This window comes from Pseudomonas sp. AC211 (assembly GCF_979258055.1).
In genome coordinates, this window is the sequence record NZ_OZ409830.1 from 2,217,682 (window position 1) to 2,237,569 (window position 19,888).

Here is a 19,888-nt window from a genome sequence, read left to right on the forward strand (position 1 = left end):
GGCGATGCCGTTTTTCCTCAAGGAGCCCCGACACAATGAATACACATCTCCGCCAAAACCTCCGTCATTCCCGCGAAAGCGGCGGTCCGACGATTCGGAATCCAGAGTTTCGGACGTTACGGTGCTCGCCGCCACAGCCTGGATCCCCGCGTTCGCGAGGATGACGGAGGTGGGGGCTGCAACGTCGCCACCTTCAATACTTGGATTCCCGCCTTCGCGGGAATGACGGTGTTGGGGTTAAGCAATGAGGTTCTTGCCCCGGCAACTTGTGGTTCAGATACTGCAAACCGTTGGACACACATCCTCGCCCAAACCCCCGTCATTCCCGCGAAAGCGGCGGTCCGACGATTCGGAACCCAGTGTCTTGGACGTTACGGTGCTCGTCGCCACAACCTGGATCCCCGCATTCGCGAGGATGACGGGGGTTGGGCGGAGCATCGTCGTCACCTTCGATACTCTGGATTCCGAATCGTCGGACCGCCGCCTGCGCGGGAACGACGGTGCCGGGGGCTCGATTCTGTGTGGGAGCGGCTTTAGCCGCGATTCCCGCAGACGACCATTAATGCCCCGTCAACTCCCCCAACAACTCATCCTTCAACCGCTTCAACTCCGGCGCCGCACGGTCCCGAGGGTGGGGCAGGTCCACGCGAATCTCGTGCTTGATGCGCCCCGGATACGAGTCCAAAACAATCACCCGATCCCCCAGGTACAGCGCTTCTTCAACATCATGGGTCACCATGATCATGGTGCTGCGCTGTTGCACCCAGATGCGTTGCAACTCGCCTTGCAGGTGCACACGGGTGAGGGCGTCCAGGGCGCCAAGGGGTTCGTCGAGTAGCAGGATTTTCGGCTGGGTAATCAACGCGCGAGCAATGGCTGCCCGTTGCGCCATGCCGCCGGAAAGTTGATGCGGGTACGCTTGTTCAAAGCCGGTAAGGCCAACCAAGGCGATGTGCTCAGCCACGCGCTGCTGTTTCTCGGCTTTGCTCAGCGTCTGGTTTTTCAGGGCCAGGGTGATGTTTTTCTCGACCGTCATCCACGGGAACAAACGGTGGTCCTGAAACACGATGCCGCGTTCCAGGCTGGTGTCCGTGATGCGCTGGCCGTCGAGCAGAATGTCGCCGTTGTAGTCGTTGTCCAGGCCGACGATCAGGCGCAGCAGGGTGGATTTGCCGCGGCCGCTGGCGCCGATGATGCTGACGAACTCGCCCGGGTTTACGTTCAGGTTGATGTTCTGCAACACCTGCAACGGTTGCCCTTCAATGCGGTATTGCTTGGAAAGCCCCTGAATCTGCAGGGCGCCGGGGAGGGCAAGATGCGCGGCCAGCGGAGCTTGTTTGAGTTGTGCGTTCACAGCGATCACCTATCCACGAATAGAACGCCAGCGCAGCACGTAGCGGCTCAGGCGGGAAAACAGCAGGTTCATCAGGTAGCCACACAGGCCAATGCACAGCACGCAGACCACGATGATCTCCATGCGTGCGCCGGCCTCGGCGTTCATCATCAGGTTGCCCAGGCCAGGGCCGGACGACAGAAACAGCTCGCTGCCCACCGCCGTCACCCAGGCAAACGCCAGCGCATGCAACACACCGTTGGCCATGCTCGGCACGGCGGCCGGCAGCAACACGTAAACAAACTGCTGCACGCGGCTCAGTTCCAGCACGCGGCCGACCTCGCGGTAGCGTTTGTCTACGCCGCTAAACCCTTCGTAGGTGTTGAGCACCATGGGGTAGAAGGCGGCGAGAGTGACGATGAGAATTTTCGAGACTTCGCCGTTGCCGAACCACATGGCGATCAGCGGAATCCAGCCGAGCATCGGCACCTGGCGAATGGAGTGAAACAGCGGACCGATCAAGCGGTCGGCCACCTTCGACAGGGCCATCAGCACGCCCACTGTCACGCCAAAGCCAATGCCCAGTGCCAGGCCAGTGGTGGTGCGCGCCAGGCTGGCGAGCAGGTTGGTTTGCAATTCGCCGTTGCCGAGCAACTCGACAAACGCGGCGCCGATGGTGTTGACCGGCACCAACGCATAGGCCCAGGTCGCGCCCTGACGCGACAGCGCGTCCCACAGCAGCACCAACAGCACCGGTAACACCAGGCCGCGCAACGCTTTCAGGCGGGTTATGTAGTTCATGCTCACCTCCTGGCGGGCTTGCCAGCGGAACAGGCGGCGTTCCAGCAGGCGAAAGCCGAAATCCAGGCCAAAGCCGATCACGCCGGTCACTACCACGCCGACCATCACAATGTCGATGCGCAGCATTTGCCGGCCCATTTCAATCATCTGGCCCAAGCCGTTGTCAGCCGCCAGCAGCTCGGCGGCCACCAGCACCACCCAGGCGCGGGTCAGGCTGATGCGCAGGCCGGTGATAATCGGCGGCGCAGCGGCGGGAAAGGCGATTTCCTTGACCAGCGTCGGCCACGGCAGGCGGTACACGTTGGCAACTTCGAAATAGCTGCGCGGAATCGCCTTCACGCCTTCGCTGGCGGCCAGGGCAACGGGGAAGAACGCGGCCTTGGCGACGATGACGATTTTGAAGGTTTCCTCTATGCCGAAGAACAGCACGAACATGGGGAATCAGGGCGATGCTCGGAATCTGCCGGATCGCATGAAACAGCGGCCCGCAATACACCTGCACGGTTTTCGATAGCGCCATCAGCACGCCAAACGCCAGGCCGGCGAGCGAGCCAATCACAAACCCGAAACCCAAGCGGCTCAGGCTGTTAAGCAGGTGCTCTTGCAGGTCGCCGCTGGCGAGCAGTTCCTGGAACGCCTCCAGCACATATAGCGGCGGAATCAGCAGCGTTTTCGGGAACCAGCCAACGGCTGTCGCCCAACTCCACAGCGCCAACAACGCCAAGGGCGAGATCAACCAGGTGAGCTTGCCGCCATAGTGTTTCCAGTCCAGGGCCATCTCACACCTCACTTATCAAAACGGGCCGGGCGTGGCGGCGTATGGCCCGCACCCAGCAGATAACGGCCATGCCCAGCACCACGGGAATCCAGCACAAAAACAGGTTGGCCAAACCGAGGTAGTGACTCAGCACGCCGCCGAGCATGGCGCCGCTGAAACCGCCGACCATGCTGGCCAGGTTGAACAGCCCGGAAATTTTGCTTTTGTCCATGCTGTGCTCGCTCATCTGCGTCATGTTGACCAAATGAATCAGCGCCGTGCCGGTGCTTAACAGCACGCCGCCGAGGGCCAGCAGCCAGTAGTTCTGCGCCAGGCCCACGAGCAGCAAAGCGCTGATCGCGGCGCTTAGGCTGACCACATAGGCGAACACGCGGCCCAGGCGTTGCAGCATATAGCCGAGGCTGAACAGCGCCACCACCGAGGCCAGCCCTTGCACCATCACCAGGCTCACGGCTTGGGTCTGGCTGAGCTTGGCGACGTCCATGGCGAGCAGAATGATGAAGGTGCCAAACAGCGAGCCGGTGGCGCTGCCGACCAATTCGATCAGGCGGCTTTGGGCGATTTCGACGTTGCCGATCATGCTTTCGGTATCGCCCCACATCCCCAACGCCGCGCCGGGCGCGGCGCCTTCGGCAGACGCTGCCGGTGCGTCGCTCCAAAAGCCCAGGCTGTAACCGGCCATGGCACCGAACGCCAAGCCGATCACGACAAAGCCGAAGGTGAAACTGGTGCTCGAACTCAGCCAGTTGCCGAGCAGCGGGCCAATTAGCCCCATGCCCACCGTGAGCGCGCCGCGATACCAGCCGGCCTTGCTGCTGCCGATATGACGCAACTGCTGAAGGAAGGCGCTGTTCATCGACACGATGCGAAACGGAATGACAAACCGATCAGCAATCGCGCCGCCGCCAACCACAGCCAGTGGCCAAACAGCGGAATCGCCAGGTTGAGCAGCATCGGCCCCAGGCTCGCGAGGAAATACACCCGGCGCGCGCCGTAGCGGGCAATCACGAAGCCGGCCGGCAGGGTGAGGAAAATCATGCCCAGCGATTCCATCGCCGAGATGATCCCCACCTGCATGGCATTGGCGCCCAGGTGCAAGGCATAGAGGGTGGTGACGATTTTGGCCATGCCGATGGTGGCGCCACTGAACGCGGCCAGAAGCATGAAATTGAGCAGGAAGGTTGTGCGCGAGGTGTTCACAAATCAGTCCGTCGCTAACACAGCAGGCGCTTGCGCTGCGGCGGTGACAGGGAGGGGCAGGCCATAGGTAATCCTTGAGGTTTTTTAATGCCTTGGCTAGAGCAAGAGCTGTACCAAAGGCTGTGGGCCAGTGATGGCGGGGGTTGCGGGCGAGGTGTTGATGGGCGGGCAGGGTGGGTGCTGGTGGGGTGTTGCTGGAGCAGCAGTGGGGTATTGCGGTCAAAAAAGCAGCCCTCACCCCCAGCCCCTCTCCCGCGAGCGGGAGAGAGGGGCTAAAGCGCGGTCTGCTTTTAGTCTCCTCGCTCCAGCGGGGAGAGGGTTAGGGAGAGGGAGCTGAAACGCGGTCTGCTTTTAATCCCCTCGCCCCTCGAGGAGAGGGTTAGGGTGAGGGGGCTGCGGTCTCGCCCGGTGTCAAAAGTCATAACTCACGCTGGTGTAATAAAACGCCCCCTGACCGCCTTCCGGCGAGGTGATGCTGTATTTGGCCCCGCCATACGGTTGCGGCCCTTCGAGTTTGTCCGGGTGACTGTCGAACAGGTTGATGGCGCCCACCGACACCTTCAGGCCTTGCTGGAATCGGTACGACAAATCCAGGTCTGTCACCCATTGCGCGCTGAAGGTTTGGTCCAGCGCCGGGTTGCTGGCGTTTAGCGCTTTCCACTCGCCATAGCGGCGCTCGGCCAGGCTGATGCCCCAGCCGCCGTATTGCCAGTTGGCGCCCAGGGTCAGCTTGGTTTCCGGCGTGCCTTCTTCGATCAAGCCCTGGGTGGTGCGGCCGACAATCTGGTCGCCGCGAATTCGCCCCACGTCGCGCAGTTGGGTGATGTCGGTGTGGTTTTTGCTGAAGCCCAGGCTTAAATCCAGGTTGCCGAACTGCTGCAAATCCCAGCGGTAGTTGCCGGTCAGTTCCACGCCGCGTGTGCGCGTGTCGGCCACGTTGGTGAAGAACGCGGCGCTTTGAATGTTGGCGTACGGCGTGCCGGCAAAAATCGGCCCGACCACGCTGGCCGGCAACTGGTCCGACAAGGTGATGCGGTTTTCGATGTCGATGCGATAGGCGTCTAGCGTCACCGACGCATTGGGCAACGGGCGCCACACCAAGCCCAGGGAATAGTTGGTCGACTCTTCCGGCTTCAACGCCGCGCCGCCCAATGCTGCCGCTTCCGGGCTGTCGGCGCGCAGGGTGCGTTGCTGCACTTCCACCCAGTTGCCGCTGCCGCTCGGCTGCTCGACCACCTGCACGCTGAACGACGAATAACCGCTCTGCACCAACGACGGCGCGCGGTAGCCGGTGCTGGCGGTGGCCCGTGCAGCCAACTCGGGGGTGAAGTCGTAGCGCAACGACAGCTTGCCGTTGGTGGTGTCGCCAAAGTCGTCGTAGTGCTCGGTGCGTGCAGCCAACCCGGCTTGGAATTTCTCGCTCAACTGCGCTTCGGCGTCGATATACGCGCCAAGCACGCGGCGGTCGAGCGACACGGCATCCACCTGGGTGATGCCGGAAAAGTAGCCGGGCAGGCGACGACTGGTGATGGGGTCGATGGTGTTCAGCAGCGGGCCGGACCGCCAGCCAGCCGGGTCGCCTTCGTTAAGCTCGTAGCTTTCTTTGCGCCAGGCCAGCCCCGCCGACAAGGTCAGGGGTTTGAACAGCAGGTCGGTGGGGAATTCACGCACCCAGTCGAGGGTCAGGTTGGTTTGGTCGGCCTGGCGCTCGCCGGTGTAAATCTTCGACGGGCTGGCCGCGCCCCGGCTCGGGTTGATGGCGTTGCGGTCGGTAGAGTCCACCTTGTTGTTGCCGTAGTTGGCCGCCAGGTCGAACTTGCCGAGCAGCGACGATTCATAGCGCAGGCCGCCCGTGAGCGCGTAATCCTCCAGCGTGTAGCGGGTAATCGGCACGCGGCCGGTGGGGTAACGCTGCGAGGCCACGCTGCCGTAGTTGCTGAACAGCACGCTTTGCGGATCGAAAAACCCCTCGGCGTCGGTGTTTTTGTGGGCGTAGGTGGCGAAGCCATAGGCGCTCAGCCCCTCGCCCAGGCCTAGCTCACTGTTGAGTAAAAAGTTGTACTGATCCGACACATTGCCCGAACCCCAACGCCAGGTGCGATTCGCATCGTTTTGCTCGCGCGGTGTATTGATGCTCGGTGAGCTGGTGTAGAACTTGCGGTTGTCGGGGTTGGTGTCGCTGGCGGGGTCTTGGCTGCCGGCATCGAAGCTGGCCGTGACGAAACCATCGTTGGGCAGGGCGAAGCCTTTCCAGCCGCTGAGCTTGCGTTGAATGCCGTCGCCTTTGTCATAGCCGCCGAAACGGTAGCCGGCGCTGCCGCCTTCATCCTTCTCTTTGAGCACGATATTGATCACCCCGGCGATCGCATCCGAGCCGTACTGGGCAGCGGCGCCGTCGCGCAGAATTTCCACGCGCGCAATGGCGGCCAGGGGAATCAAGCTCAAATCCACCGCCGCTGCACCACGGCCGTTGACCAAGCCTTGGCGGGTGATATTGGCGCTGCTGTGGCGGCGCTTGCCGGTTGACCAATACCAACACCTGATCCGAGGCCAACCCGCGCAGCGGCGCGCCTTGTGCAATGGACCCGGCAAACGCGCCCTGCGGCGACTGCGGAAAGCTGAACGAGGGCGACAGCGCCGTGAGCGCGCCAGACAAATCTTGCGCGCCGGTTTCCTGCAGTTTTTCCGCGCTGATCACATCAACCGGCGCCGCGCTTTCCAACGCCGTTACATCGCTGCGACGGGTGCCAACGACCACCACTGTGTCGAGCTGCGGTGCGCTATCGGCGGTGGTTTTTTGCGAGGCTGCGAAGGTCGATTGAGCGGTTGCGGACAGCGCGGCGATGGCGGCCGTGGTGAGTAGATTTAGACGAAACATCCTGGTGATCCCTATGAGTAATACGTGGGGGGTGAACGCTCATGGGTTGTCCCTTTGCTTGTGCGTGGGGTGGGCAGAGCAATGGTTGTGCCAGGCTTTTTATTCTTTGTATATCAATGGCTTGATGGCGGTAGTTAAGGTGGTTTAGATCAATGTGTTGGTGAAGCAGCAGGCGATACGCATCACGTTGCTTGTGTAGAGAGCCAGCTTGCTGGCTCCTACAAAAAAGCAGCCTTATCCGCTAAACCCGAGCCAAAAAAAACGGAGCACCGAGGTGCTCCGTTTTTCATTGCCTTAACCCCTCATCAGAATCGGCTGGTCACGCTGACGCCTACGGTGCGTGGGTCGCCGTAGGTGATCACGTACTGGCCGCTGCCAACCGCACCGTTCGGGCGGCCATGCACTTGGTAACGACGGTCGGTGAGGTTGTTTACAAAGCCGGTGACGCTGAGTTTCTCGTCGTGGTTGAACCAGCTCAGGCGCGCGTTGGCCAGGGTGTAATGGTCCTGGCTGAGGGTGTCTTCATCCTGGCGGTCGGCGAGGAAATACTCTTTGCCGCGGTAGCTGGCATCCGCCCCGGCGACCAGCTTGCCGGCGCCACCCAAGGGAATGGTGTAGTCGGCGCCCAGCGAGATCACCTGCTCGGGCGAGCGCACGAAGCGGTTGCCGCTGTAGTCGCCGGTCACCGCGCCGGTGGTGGGGTTTACGTTTTTGAAGTCGGTGTATTCGGTGTCCAGGTGCGACAGCGCTGCGCGCAGGTGCAGGTAGTCGGTGGCTTGGGCTTCCAGTTCCAGTTCTGCACCTTTCACCGTGCCTTCCGCGCCGTTGGTAAGGGCGGTGGTGAGTACGTTGTTACTCACGGTCAGCAGGTTCACCTGAATGTCGGTGTAGTCGTAGTAGAAACGCCGTGGCGTTGGCGATGATCCGTCCGCCAAGCCATTCGGATTTCAGGCCCAGCTCAAAGGAATCCAGTTCCTCCGGATCAACCGTGGTCAACCCCGACAAGCCGCCCGACAGCCCGGTGTTGAAGCCACCCGAGCGGAAGCCGTGGGCGTAGCGGAAGAACACGCGCACGTTGTCGTTGATGCGGTATTCAGGCGTTACGTCATACGTCCAGGCTTCCCAGTCTTCGCCTTTTTTAAGATTGCCGTTGTTGTCGGCACCCAACACCGGCACGCTTGCACGCCGGACACGCTGCGCAGCTGGGTCAGGTTGAGGTCGATGTCTTTGTATTCTTTGGTCCAGCGCAGGCCGCCGGTAACGGTGAAATTGTCGGTGAAGTCGTAGGTCAGGTTGCCGAACAGCGCGTAGCTGTCGTTGGTGTGGTCGTAGTTGAGGTCGCGGTAAACCGTGCCGGTCTGGTTGCTGGCACCGCCGTTGGCAGCACGGCCGGGCTCGACGTTACGCACGGCCGAGCTGCCCAGGTCTTCATGGAAGACGTGGGCGCCGGCCAGCCAGCGCAGGGTTTCTTGCTGTGGCGAGGCGAGGCGGATTTCCTGGCTGTATTGCTTGTATTCGTTGTCGGTGTCGGTACGGCCGGTGACTTCATAAGGGGTGTAGTCGGCGTCGATCAGCGACTGGTTGCGCAGGTAGTCGTAGGCGGTGATGGAGGTCAGTTTGTAGTCACCGATGTCCCAGTTCAGGGTCAACGAGGTGCCGTCGTGGTCGAGTTTGTAGTCTTCGTTGACGTTCAACTCAATCTTGCGGCCGTCGGGGCGCTGGTAATTCGTCGGCGGGTAGTAGGTGCCGACCGGCAGCGAGCCGCTGCTGCCATCGCCTTTAAACTGGCGGCCATGCACTTTCCACAGCGCTTCGAAGTTGTCGCCGAACTGCCCCAGGAATTGGGCGCGGAACGCCTTCTTGCTGACGTCGCCGTAACTTTGGTTGGCGGTTTCATTGCGGGTGTAACCGTCACGTTCTTCCGAATAGATCGACACCCGGCCGGCCAGCTTGTCGTCGACCAGCGCGCCGCCGATGGCGCCGTTGACGATGCGTTCGCTCTTGGTGCCGACGCCAACAGTGCCGTAGCCGTCGGTTTCAAAGGTGGGTTTTTCGAGATCACATTCACGGCGCCCGCCGTGGTGTTTTTGCCATACAGCGTGCCTTGCGGGCCGCGCAGAATTTCGATGCGTTCCAGATCGAACAACGGTCCGCCACCAGCGATGGGGGCGTTCAGGTACACGTCGTCGGCATAGATGCCGACCGGGTACACCGTTGCCGCCCCGGTATCACCAGTGCCTAAGCCACGGATATACCAACGCGGCCGCCCATCACCATCCGGGTTCTTCGCGGCGGCGTTCGGTACAAAGGTGGTGATGTCGCCCATGGACCGTACGCCGTCAGCGGTGATGCTGGTGCCATTGATGGCCGACACGGCCACGGGCACTTCTTGCAGGGTTTCTTCTTTGCGCTGAGCGGTCACGGTCACGGTTTTTAGTGTCGGCGTAGTGTCGGTTTCAGCGGTGTTCGGCGTTGGCTCGGCGGCCCATAACTGGCCACTGGCAGTAGCGCTACTAAGCACAAACGCCAGCCAGATGCCTTTGGTAATTGGGTTGATCGCTAACATATTCCCTCCCGGTCGAATGAAGTAAGGCGTTGCACTCTGCTGTTGTTGAGTGGTGCTTTGCCTGAACCCATAAATAAGGTGTGGAAGGGTGATAGCAGGGACTGTGCCAGTTCCCTTTGTGGATATTTCTATAGGTGCGCTAATTTCCTAAAGTGCTGAAAAATAACGTGTTTGCTGAATAGATTGGGTGGGAGTTTTAAACAAAAAAAGCCCCCGGTTAAATGCTCGACGAACATTTAAGCCGGGGGCCAACAGTTGCCTGTAAACCCGGCAGCACAACCTGCTGCCGGGGTGCTTCTGGAGAAGCAATAAACGCGCGTTGCTGCCTCAGCAGCAGCGTTTAAATAGCCCTGCGAGTTGTCGCGCCAATGACATGTTCCAGCACCCGCGTATCGATCCAGTCACGTACGTCGAAACGGCGCGGAATGAAGTCCCAGCGGTGCAGGAAATCGGTGAAGTCTTGCAGGCAATGAATCGAGCGTTCATCGAAGTTGGTGCGCAGGCGTCGATGGGCGTCTTCGCCGTAAGCGGCCGCCACCCAGTATTCGCTGGTGTTCAATTCACGGGCGAGAAAACGCCGGGTTTCTTCGGGGTTGGCCCAGGCCCATTGTTCGGTGCGCAGCACGGTGTCGACGATGCGCACCGAGGCATCGAAGTGTTCTTCCAGCAGGTTGACGTCCACGGTGAGGGTGCGCGGCGTGCCGTTGTTGGCGCGAATCAGCGGGTCGGGGTGCGAGCCGGTGTCGACCACCACGCGCAAGCCAAACTCGTTTGCGAGCTGAACGGCATGGGCGCCTTTGAGGAAAATGGCGTCGATGTCACCGCGCAGCAGGCCGATCAGTTCGTTGTTGCGGCGGGTATGGCGGCCGTTGTTCAGCGTGACTTCCGAGCCGTACAGGTGGTGCTTCTGTTCGTCGCTGTAGGTGCCGCCGTAGGGGTAGTCGACCAGCTCCACATCACGCACGTCCAGGCCTTCGAGCTTCAGTGCGTTTTCCAGACCGCGCAGGGCTTGGGCGCGGGTGAAGTCGATTTGCACGTTGGCCCATTTCGGCAGCCCGAAGCGGCGGTTTTCAGGTCGCGCACGGTGCGCACGCCGCTGTCTTCGGTGGTCAGAATCAGCTGCACTTCATCGCTCCACGACAAGCCCAGCACGCGGGTTTCGACCCCGGCGGCGTAGGCCCAGATGGCGGGAATATTGCCGCCGTGGCGCACCGAGTTTTGCAAGTGGTGGTCGTAGTGCGCTTCGCGAACTTCACGCTCGCTGGATTCACGCAGCGATTGAATGTTGGTGCCGAACGGGCGGAAGGCTTCGGCCAGCCGACCCGATTGCACGGCAATGCCCAAGCCGGTGGGCACGGGGCTGTGGGTGTACCACAGGGTTTCTAGTGAGCTCATGGCCACTCCAGTTGAGCCCGACCGATCAGCCTGCCAGGGCCGCGTTGGCGCTGCGCAGGGTGGCTAGCGGTCGGGTATCGATCCAGTCGCGAACGTCGAACTGCTGGGGGATGAAATTCCAGCGGTGCATGAACGCAGTGAAGTCTTGCAAGGCGGTAATGGCGCTTTCATCGAGGGCCGTGGCCAGGCGTAAATGGGCGTCTTCGCCGTAGGCCACGCGCACCCAGTACTCGCTGCTGTTGGTTTCGCGGGCCAGGTAGCGGCGGGTGTCGTCCGGGTGTTGTGCGGCCCACTGCTCGGCACGCAGCACCGAGTTGAGAATGCCCACGGCCACGTCGTAGTGCTGGTCGAGCAAATGCTGGTCAACGCTCAAGGTGCGCGGCGTGCCGTTGTTGCAACGAATCAGCGGCTCGGGGTGTGAGCCGGTGTCGATCACGGTGTACAGGTTGAGGTCGTGGGCGAGCTGGGCGGCGCTGGAACCTTTGAGGAAAATGGCGTCCACCTCACCGCGCAGCAACCCCAGCAGCTCGGCATTGCGGCCGTCGGCGCGGTGGCTGTTGGCTGAGGCGGAGAAGGGCGTGCCGGCAATTTCCTGAACCGGGTTGTCGCTAAAGGTGCCGCCGTAGCGGTAGTCCACCAACTGCACGTCGCGCACGTCCAGGCCTTCAAGCTTCAACGCGTTTTCCAAGCCGCGCAGGGCTTGGGCGCGGGTGAAGTCGATCTGCGCGTTGCGCCAGTCCGGCAGGCCGAAGGTGCGGCCCTTGAGGTCTTTGACGGTTTTGATGCCGCTGTCGGGGCGCGTCAGAATCAACTGCACTTCATCGGCCCACGACAGCCCGATCACCCGCGTTTGCCGACCCTGGGCGCGGGCCCAAATGGCCGGAATATTGCCGCCGTGGCGCACCGAGTTTTGCAGCGTGTGGTCGAAGTGCGACTCGCGCACGGCCTGGTTGGCCGACTCACGCAGCGACTGCACGCGAGTGCCCAGGGCGCCAACGGTTTCGTCCAGCCAGCCTTTTTGCACGGCAATGCCCAGCCCAGTGGGCACCGGGCAGCGCGTGTACCAGAGCGTGTCGAGCGGTTGGCTCACGGGGCGTTCCTCATGGAGGGCCATCAGGCGCGCACCTGCACATTTTCATCTGTGCGGCTGGCGGCGGCCGGACGCTGATGCACCAGCGGCAGCACCTCCTGACCAATGCGCAGCGCCTCTTCCAAATGCGGGTTGCCGGCGAGAATGAAGGTGGAGAAACCGGCGTCGCGGTACTCCACCAAACGCTCGGCAATGTTCTCGTGGCTGCCGACCAACCCCACGGTCGGGCCGGGCTTGGCCTTGGCAAAACCGGCCCACAGGTTCGGCCCCAGAATCAGGTCTTCGAAGCGGTCGACGTTCTGGTGGTAGGCGGTCTGGCGCGCGGCGCCCACCGAGTCGGAGCCGCTGGTGAAGTTCTTGATCAGCGCGCTGGTTTTGCTAGACAGGCGCTCGTACTGGGCCTTGAGATCACGCCAGGCGGCTTCTTCGGTTTCGCGGGCAAACAGGTCAACGCGCAGGCCGAAGCGCACGGTGCGCCCTTGTTTATCCGCCAGCTCGCGCACACGCTCGATATGCGGTTTGAGTTTGTCTACCGGCTCGGCCCAGTTCAGGTACACGTCAGCGTGTTTGGCTGCCACATCCAGCGCCGCGTCGGAGAAGCCGGAAAAGTACACGCCCGGCTTGCGCTCGTTATGCAGGCCGGGCGGCAGCGAGCCGTTGTCGAGTTTGTAGATATCGCCCTCGTAGGAGAATTTGTCGTTCTCCCAGAGGCCTTGAATGATGTCCAGGAACTCGCCCGTGCGCTTGTAGCGCAGGTCATGCTCGAGGAAGTCGCCATTGGCGCGTTGGCTGGCCGGGTTGCCGCCGGTGATGATGTTCCAGTCCAGGCGGCCACGGCTGAGGTTTTGCAGAATCGCGGCCTGTTGAGCGGCGTAGGCGGGCAGCGTCCAGGTGGCCTGGAAGGCGATCAGAAACTTGATCCGGCGCGTCTCGCGGGCCAACGCGGCGGCCACGATCCATGGCTCGGGGCCGGTGGGCAGTAGCGCGCCCTCGAAGCCGGCCAGCTCGGCGGCTTTGGCCACTTGAGCGATGTAATCGATATAGGTGAAATCATCCGGCTCGCCGTTAGGCAAACGGCCGGGCGCGATATTGCCGGGGCGATGGCTGTGGGCGCCGCGGTTGTGGTTATCGGTGCTCAGCTGCGGGCCATCGGTGCCCAGTGGCAAGCGCCAGAAGAATTCAGTGCTCATGTGCTGCTCCAAGAATGTTCGCAAGGACGTCGTGCCAGCACGATTGCAACGCCCATGCCACGCCCGTCGAACAGCCGGCAGGCCCCGTGGCTCGGGCGGTGAAGGTGCGGCAAAGCGCGGCGAGGGCGGTGATTGCTGGTGGAGCAGCAGTCGAGCAGCACTGGCGTGTCTGACAGGCAACAGCGCAGCGGGGCGATGGGCTGGCAGGCCTGTAAAATCAGGGTTTTGGCCGCTGGCACAAGTTCTGCTCTGTAGGTGGTACGGCCACAGTTTGCGTGGCGTTATCGACAGGAATCGACCATGAGCCAACCTTCACTCAATGCCGGGCCGCTGGACTTCGTTGCCCAGGCCAAACGCGACTTTTCCAAAGCTTTTCGCGTGCTCCAGGAAACCCGCACGCTGACCGCCACCAACACCTTGCAAGCCTACGTGCGCTTGCCCGACACCGACCTCGTCGTCGCCTTGCGCGCGCCGAGCCCGTGGGCTGACGAACAGAAAATCGGCGTGTCGGTCGTCAGCTACGACGGTGTGGTGTATCTCGACGAATCGCTACCCGCCGGCGCGCCCCTGAGCGACAGCAAAGAAGCCGGCAGCGGCAAGCGCTACGGCCAGGTACTGCGCGAGCGCGCCGACGTAAACGTGGTGGCGCATGTACACACGCCGTACCTCGGCGGCTGGGCCGGTGCGCACCGCGTATTACCCCTGCGCTACGCCGCCTCGCAGCGCGTCACCCTGGCGCGTGAACTGCCGCTGTACCTGGACCGCACGCAGATTGAATCGGACTTTATCGTCGAAACCCTGAATCGCGACCCCAACATTCCGGCATTGCTGGAAGCCAACGGCGGGGCCACGTTCTGGGGTGAAAGCGTTATTCAGGTCGCCAAGCTGATTCTGCTGATCGAAGAGGGCGCCTACTTCCAGGCCCTGGCCGAAAACCTCGGCGGCTCGCAAGAATTCGGGCCGGGCGTGCTCGAACAACAATGGAAAATGACCGGGCTGTGGCCGCAGGGGAAAAAGCTGCTGGAGCAGGTGGCTTGAGGGGGAGGTGTGTTTGCAGGGAATCGCGCTTTTGATTTTGGGACAAGGCCATACGTAACGCGGTCGCGCTAAAAACCTCTGTCATCCTCGCGCACGCGGGGATCCGACGATTCGGGATCCAGAGTTTTGAGTCGTACGCATATGGCTCGGGCGGCGGTATTCATTACCGCGAGCGCTGAACGTTTTTGTTTCGCGCCCTACGCGCGAGTCACTTTTTCCAGTCGCCGGTATGCCGGACCATGAAAAAGTAAGCAAAAAAAGCTTGCCCCTACCTTGGCCCTCCGCTGCGCTGCGGGTCCCCTTGGACTTTTAGGGCAATGCTAAAAGTGACTCGCGCGTAAGGCGCGAAACTAAAACGTTCAGCGCGTGCGGTAATGAATACCTGCGCCGATCTATCGTGTCCGGCTTGAAATTCTGGATCCCCGCGTTCGCGAGGATGACGGATGTTTTTTTGGCGGGCTCGCGTAGGTTGGCCCTGGACCTGGCTCAATCGTTTCCAAGGAATCGCGGCTAACGCGGATCGCCGCCACGCCGTTCCCACAGGACGGCACAACCTGTGGGAGCGGCTTTAGCCGCGATGCTTTTCGAGGCAAAACCTACTTAGCCCCCTCCACCTGCTTGGCATTCAAAATCGCCGTGTATTCCCCCGGATCAACCCCGTTCAGGTAGTAATTCCCCACATGGTGCAAACGCCAGCGAATCGGGTCGTGCGTGGTGTGCACACGTGCATTGCGCCAGAAGCGGTCGAGGTTCCATTTGCTCAGCGATGAACTGGCCCCGAGCAAGGAAAAGATGTCGCTGGAAATACGCAACGAAGCGCTGTCCGAATGCGCCCGTGCGGTGGCCACCGACAGAATCAGTTCGTCTTGCAGTTCCTTGTTCTCCGGGTCCTGCTCGTGCAGGTCGAACACCCGCGCGGCGTCGCGCAGTAGCGACTCGGCTGCCCGCAGCGCCACGGCAAATTCGCCGATCTGTTTGATGATGTGCGGCTCTTCGTTGGCGCGTTCAACGCCGCTCTCCACCCACGGGCGAGCGTGGTGGTTGAGGTAGTGCACGGCCGCGTCCAGGGCGCCAGCGGCGATGCCGGTGTCGATGGCGGCGTGGAGAATTTGCGGGAAAGTCAGGCCGGTGCGTTTCATCGGGCCTTGGCGGTAGACGAGGTAGGCTTCGTCGAGCTCGATGTTGTCGAAAATCACCGTGCCGCTGACTGAGTTTTTCTGTCCGTAGGCGTCCCAGTCGTCCACCAGCGTCAGGCCCGGTGTGTTGCGGTTCAGCAGCACGCCCACGCCGCCGTCGTCGGAAGCGGCGGTGAGGGAAATCCATTCGGCCAGGTATGAGCCGGTGGAGTAGAACTTGCTGCCGTTGAGCACTAGCTTGCCGTCGGCGCGCCGTTCCACGCGGGTTTTCAACGCGAATTTATTCTTGCCGCCGACTTCTGCCAGGGCGTTGCCGAAGCGTTTGCCGGCCAGCACGTCGGCGATCAGCCGGTCGCGCACCGCGTCGCTGTAGCCGCTGAAGATGCCGCGCAGCATGACGTTATGAATTTGCAGCAATTGCCCGACGCCGCCGTCGGCAACCGAGATGATGCGCACGGTTTCGACGATGGTTTGGACCGACGCGCCCAGGCCGCCAAACTGCTTGGGCACGCCGATGGCGGTCAGGCCGCTGCTGGACAACAAGTCGGCCTGACGACGCGGTAGCTGGCCGTTCTGGCTGCTGTCCGCGGCGATGGCGGCGATTTCCTTGGCGATTTCCTTGGCCACGGCAATGGCCTGTTCCTCACTGATCAACACTGCACTCGCCTCGGGGGACGCGAACGCGCGCTCGGCCTCGCTCATAACTCACCTCATGGTTGGTCGATGCCGAATGCGGCACCGCTGTTGGCAGGGCTAGAGCAGGTTCTATGCCATGGCCCGCCGATGCAGGCGGCGGTGGTTGTGAGCAGCGCCAGGTGCTGCCCACGCAGCAGGCCGGCGCGGGCGGTTGTCTGTGCAGCAGCAGGCGCTGTTGTCGATGCAGCAGCGCCAACCGCGCATGGCCCGTGGTGCGCGGCGCACAGCGTTGGCATGGGCGCTGCACTGAAGCCTGCACAACCCATGTCAGGAGCTACCCATGTCCATTGCCGCACTGGCCGCCACACCGGCGCTTGAGAAAATCTGGTTCACCCGTTGCCCGGTGCCGACCGCATCGGGCATCGCCTACAAGCTGGGCTGGCTCAGCGAGGAATTTGCCGCTGACGGCTTGGCCGTCGATACCTTGCAGGAGGCTCGCCAGCTGGGCCGTCATCATTACGATCACGACCTGCCCGGCCTGTTTCGCGAAGGCGGCAACGTACCGGCCTTGGCGGCACGCGCCGCCGGGGCACCAAGTCGCCTGATCGGCCTGACCTGGATTGAAGAATGGCAAACCATTCTGGTCCGGCCCGACTCGGGCATTCGCAGCCCCGCCGACCTCAAGGGCAAGCGCCTGGCTTTGCCCGCTTGGGCCGACAGCCGCGCCGGCAGCATCGCGCGGGCCATGAGCCTGCACGGTTACAAAGGCGCCTTGGCATTGGCCGGCCTGGGCTTTGATGACGTGACGCTGGTGGACGTGGCGCTAACCCCGCAGGAAGGTGCGCCCACGTCGAATGAAAACCTGCAACGGCTGTGGTCGGGGCTCGATCATTTGGTACAGGGCAATGTCGACGCCGTGTATGTGAAGGGCGCTTCGGCGGCCGATGCCGCACGGCGCCTCGGGCTGGTGGTGGGCATTGATCTGGACGTGATCGCCCAGCCGCGCCAACGCATCAACAACGGCACGCCGCGGCCGATCACCGTGCACCAGGACCTGCTCGACTCGCACTTTGATGTCGTGGTGCGCTTCCTCGCGCAAACCCTGCGCGCCGCCGATTGGGCCCGCGATAACCGCGAGGCACTGTTCGACATTTTGCAGGCGGAAACCAAGGCCGGGCGCGAAGGCGTGGCGCAGGCCTATCGCGGCGACTTCCATCGCTCGCTGGCGCCGAGTCTGTCGGCTGAGCGGGTGGAGTTTCTGCGCATTCAGAAAGCCTTTCTGAACCTGCATGGATTTCTGGAAGGGGATTTTGATATTGCGCAGTGGGTGGATGAGCGGCCGCTGTTGGCGGCGCGCGAGTTGTTGAATTCGCGGGGGTAGATGGTCGTTGGGCTGGCCCTCACCCCCAGCCCCTCTCCCCGGTGGGGAGAGGGGAGCTAAACGCGATCTGCTTTTAGTCCCCTCGCCCCGCCGGGGAGAGGGTTAGGGTGAGGGGCGCTGCATCCCCAATCCTCAAGCCCGCTTTACCCGCGCCAACGCCCGCCGCTGCGCTTCTTCGCGCACGGCCGGAATAATCCAGCGGCCGTAATCCACGGTGTCGTACAACGGGTCGTAGCCGCGATTGAGAAAGGTGGTCACGCCCAGGTCCACGTAGTCGAGCAGAGCTTCGGCCACGGTTTCCGGGGTGCCGACCAGGGCCGTGGTATCGCCGTAGGCACCGACGGCGGTGGCGGTTGGCATCCACAGCGCGCGGTCGTGGCGATCACCCGCAGCGGCGGCGGCCAATAGGCGTTCGGAGCCGGTGCCTTTCAGGCGTTTGGTCCAGGGGCTGCCTTCGGCGAACTGCGGGTTCTGTTTGATCTGCGCCAGAATCTGATTGGCACGCTCCCAGGCCAGTTCTTCGGTGGCACCCAGAATCAAACGGACCGACAAACTCACCCGTGGCGAGGCCACGCCGGCGTGCTGTGCGGCGGCACGCAGCTTGGCGATTTGTTCGGCCACGCCGGTCAGCGGCTCGCCCCACAACGCGTACAAATCGGCGTGTTTCACTGCGATCTGGTAGGCGATATCGGACGAGCCGCCAAACGAAATCGGGATAACTCCGGCCGGTTTCACCGGGGAAAACGCGCCCTTGATCTGGAAGTATTTGCCGTCGAAGTCGAACGGTTCTTCGCTGGCCCAGGTGCGCCGCACAATCTCCAGGTACTCGTCGGTGCGCTGGTAGCGCTCGGTTTTATCCAGCAGAAAATCGCCTTCGCCGGGCTCGGCGGCAATACCGGTGATGGCGTGCAAACGAATGCGCCCGCCGCCGGTGGTGTGGTCGAGGGTGGCGAATGCTCGGGCCGCCACGGTGGGTGAGGTGAGGGCCGGACGGTGGGCGACCATAAAGCCCAGGCGCTCGGTTTGCGCGGCGGCGAAGGCGGCGATTTGCAAGCTGTCGGCACCGCCGGGGCCGCTGGCGATCAGCACCCGATCAAACCCCGCGTTTTCGTGGGCGCGGGCGTGGTGGCGCAGGTAGTCGAGGTCAAAGCCGGCGCTGCGCACGCCTTTGGTTTCGGACCATTGGCTGGGGAACACCATGCCGACAAATTCAATGGACATTACAAACACTCCTTGTGGGTAACAGGCTCAGGCGCCATTGACCGAATGCAGCGCGACCGGCGCGTCGGCGCCACGGCTGAGCGCGGCACGCTCGCTGCGAAAGTGCGGCAGGATGTGCTCGCCCAAGCGGTAGGTTTCTTCCAGGTGCGGGTAGCCGGCGAGAAAGAACAGGTCGATGCCAACGGCGTTGTACTCGCGAATGCGCGCCACCACGTTTTCGTAGCTGCCAACCAGCGCCACGCCCGGCGGCAGGCCGATGTAGCCAAAGCCGGACCAGACGTTGGGGTAGATAAAAAAGTCGTCGTAGGCCTGGGTTTCGCCTTTCTCGGCGTACTCATGCTCGAAGCTCAACTTGCGCGCCGAGCGCAGGCCGGAGTGGGCGGCAATGGCTTTCACCACGCCTTTGGCCAGGCCTTCGTCGAAGAAGCGTTTGGCCTCGGCGCGGGCTTCTTCTTCGGTGGGGCGGGTGATCACGTCGATAGACAGGCCAAAGCGAATGGTGTCGTTGCCGTACTGCTTGGCGCGGGCGCGCACGTCTTCGATCAGCGCGCGAATGTCTTCCGGGCGCTCGGCGCGCATCAGGTAGTAATCGGCGTGTTTGGCAGCGAGTTCACGCGCGGCTTCGGAAGAACCGGCGGTGCAAATCAACGGCAGTTCGGCCTTCTTTTGCGGGCCGCGCATGCCACCGCCTTCGGCTTGGTAGTACTTGCCCTGGTAGTGGAAGTTTTCGTTGTGCCAATAGCCTTTGACCACATCGAGAAATTCGCTGGCGCGCAGGTAACGGTCGTCGTGTTCGGTGAAGTCGCCGACCTGGCGCTGAATCACTTCCGAACCGCCATTGATGATGTTCCACACCAAGCGGTTGCGCGAAGCGCGCTGGTACGTGGCGGCCATTTGCGCCGCGGCAAAGGGCGAGAAGTGGTAGGGCTGAAAGGCGGTCACGAACTTCAGCTTGCGGGTTTCACGGACCAGCAACGAGCACACGGTCCACGGCTCTTCGCCGCCGGGCGCATTGACCATCAGCACGCCGCCGAAGCGATTGATTTCCGCCGCTTTGGCGATTTGCGCGAGGTAGTCGATGTAGGTGAAATCGTCTTCAACATCGAAGGCCGACACCGCGCCGGTGCTGGCAGGGTTGTTGGACCAATCGCCACGGTTGCGCGGGTCGCCCGGCAGGAACTGGGTTTCGCCGTGCAGCGGCAGGCGGGTGAAAAATTCGATGCTCATAGTGGGCCTCATGGAGTT

General features: G+C 62.3%; 11 protein-coding genes and 4 pseudogenes. 2 read left to right on the plus strand and 13 right to left on the minus strand.

Features of this window, described 5'->3' with window-relative positions; all coding sequences use genetic code 11:
- Positions 1–559: 559 nt before the first annotated feature.
- The 10 genes and pseudogenes from ACZZZP_RS10560 to ACZZZP_RS10605 form a co-directional block, all read right to left on the minus strand.
- Positions 560–1,354, minus strand: a complete 795-nt coding sequence (locus ACZZZP_RS10560) for an ABC transporter ATP-binding protein (RefSeq protein ID WP_463536506.1) — start codon at positions 1,352–1,354, stop codon at positions 560–562.
- 9 nt (positions 1,355–1,363) lie between these two features.
- Positions 1,364–2,134 (minus strand): ABC transporter permease, encoded by a 771-nt coding sequence (locus ACZZZP_RS10565; protein ID WP_463382665.1) that lies wholly within the window; start codon positions 2,132–2,134, stop codon positions 1,364–1,366.
- Positions 2,135–2,146: 12 nt separating this feature from the next.
- Positions 2,147–2,912 (minus strand): annotated as a pseudogene (locus ACZZZP_RS10570) (ABC transporter permease); the annotation flags it as partial.
- A gap of 1 nt (position 2,913) precedes the next feature.
- Positions 2,914–3,768: an MFS transporter gene (locus tag ACZZZP_RS10575; RefSeq protein ID WP_463536507.1), complete on the minus strand. Its 855-nt coding sequence runs from the start codon at positions 3,766–3,768 to the stop codon at positions 2,914–2,916.
- Entirely contained in the window at positions 3,765–4,112 is a 348-nt protein-coding gene (locus ACZZZP_RS10580; RefSeq protein ID WP_463536508.1) for an MFS transporter, read from the minus strand. Before ACZZZP_RS10580 ends, ACZZZP_RS10575 begins: the two co-directional genes overlap by 4 nt.
- Before the next feature lie 411 nt (positions 4,113–4,523).
- Positions 4,524–6,990 (minus strand): annotated as a pseudogene (locus ACZZZP_RS10585) (TonB-dependent receptor plug domain-containing protein).
- A 305-nt stretch (positions 6,991–7,295) separates the two neighbouring features.
- Positions 7,296–9,556: pseudogene (locus tag ACZZZP_RS10590) on the minus strand (TonB-dependent receptor).
- Between the two features lie 340 nt (positions 9,557–9,896).
- A pseudogene (locus tag ACZZZP_RS10595) lies at positions 9,897–10,951 on the minus strand (ABC transporter substrate-binding protein).
- Positions 10,952–10,976: 25 nt separating this feature from the next.
- Positions 10,977–12,041: an ABC transporter substrate-binding protein gene (locus tag ACZZZP_RS10600; protein WP_463382671.1), complete on the minus strand. Its 1,065-nt coding sequence runs from the start codon at positions 12,039–12,041 to the stop codon at positions 10,977–10,979.
- Positions 12,042–12,064: 23 nt separating this feature from the next.
- On the minus strand, positions 12,065–13,231 hold the full coding sequence (locus tag ACZZZP_RS10605) for an LLM class flavin-dependent oxidoreductase (protein ID WP_463382672.1): 1,167 nt from the start codon (positions 13,229–13,231) through the stop codon (positions 12,065–12,067).
- A gap of 300 nt (positions 13,232–13,531) precedes the next feature.
- On the opposite strand from ACZZZP_RS10605, the gene ACZZZP_RS10610 reads away from it, so the two are divergent.
- Entirely contained in the window at positions 13,532–14,269 is a 738-nt protein-coding gene (locus ACZZZP_RS10610) for a class II aldolase/adducin family protein (protein WP_463382673.1), read from the plus strand.
- 596 nt (positions 14,270–14,865) lie between these two features.
- Here the strand turns inward: ACZZZP_RS10610 and ACZZZP_RS10615 are convergent.
- The gene (locus tag ACZZZP_RS10615) at positions 14,866–16,107 is read right to left on the minus strand and encodes an acyl-CoA dehydrogenase family protein (protein WP_463382674.1); all 1,242 of its coding nucleotides are present in this window, start codon (positions 16,105–16,107) and stop codon (positions 14,866–14,868) included.
- A 274-nt stretch (positions 16,108–16,381) separates the two neighbouring features.
- Here ACZZZP_RS10615 and ACZZZP_RS10620 point away from each other — a divergent pair, with 274 nt between their 5' ends.
- Positions 16,382–17,422 (plus strand): ABC transporter substrate-binding protein, encoded by a 1,041-nt coding sequence (locus tag ACZZZP_RS10620; RefSeq protein ID WP_463382675.1) that lies wholly within the window; start codon positions 16,382–16,384, stop codon positions 17,420–17,422.
- A 132-nt stretch (positions 17,423–17,554) separates the two neighbouring features.
- Here ACZZZP_RS10620 and ACZZZP_RS10625 read toward each other — a convergent pair whose 3' ends face one another.
- Both ACZZZP_RS10625 and ACZZZP_RS10630 read right to left on the minus strand, forming a co-directional pair.
- Positions 17,555–18,643 (minus strand): LLM class flavin-dependent oxidoreductase, encoded by a 1,089-nt coding sequence (locus tag ACZZZP_RS10625; RefSeq protein ID WP_463536509.1) that lies wholly within the window; start codon positions 18,641–18,643, stop codon positions 17,555–17,557.
- Between the two features lie 27 nt (positions 18,644–18,670).
- Positions 18,671–19,870 carry an LLM class flavin-dependent oxidoreductase gene (locus ACZZZP_RS10630; RefSeq protein ID WP_463382677.1) on the minus strand — a complete coding sequence of 400 codons (1,200 nt, stop codon included), beginning with the start codon at positions 19,868–19,870 and terminating at the stop codon, positions 18,671–18,673.
- Positions 19,871–19,888 lie beyond the last annotated feature (18 nt).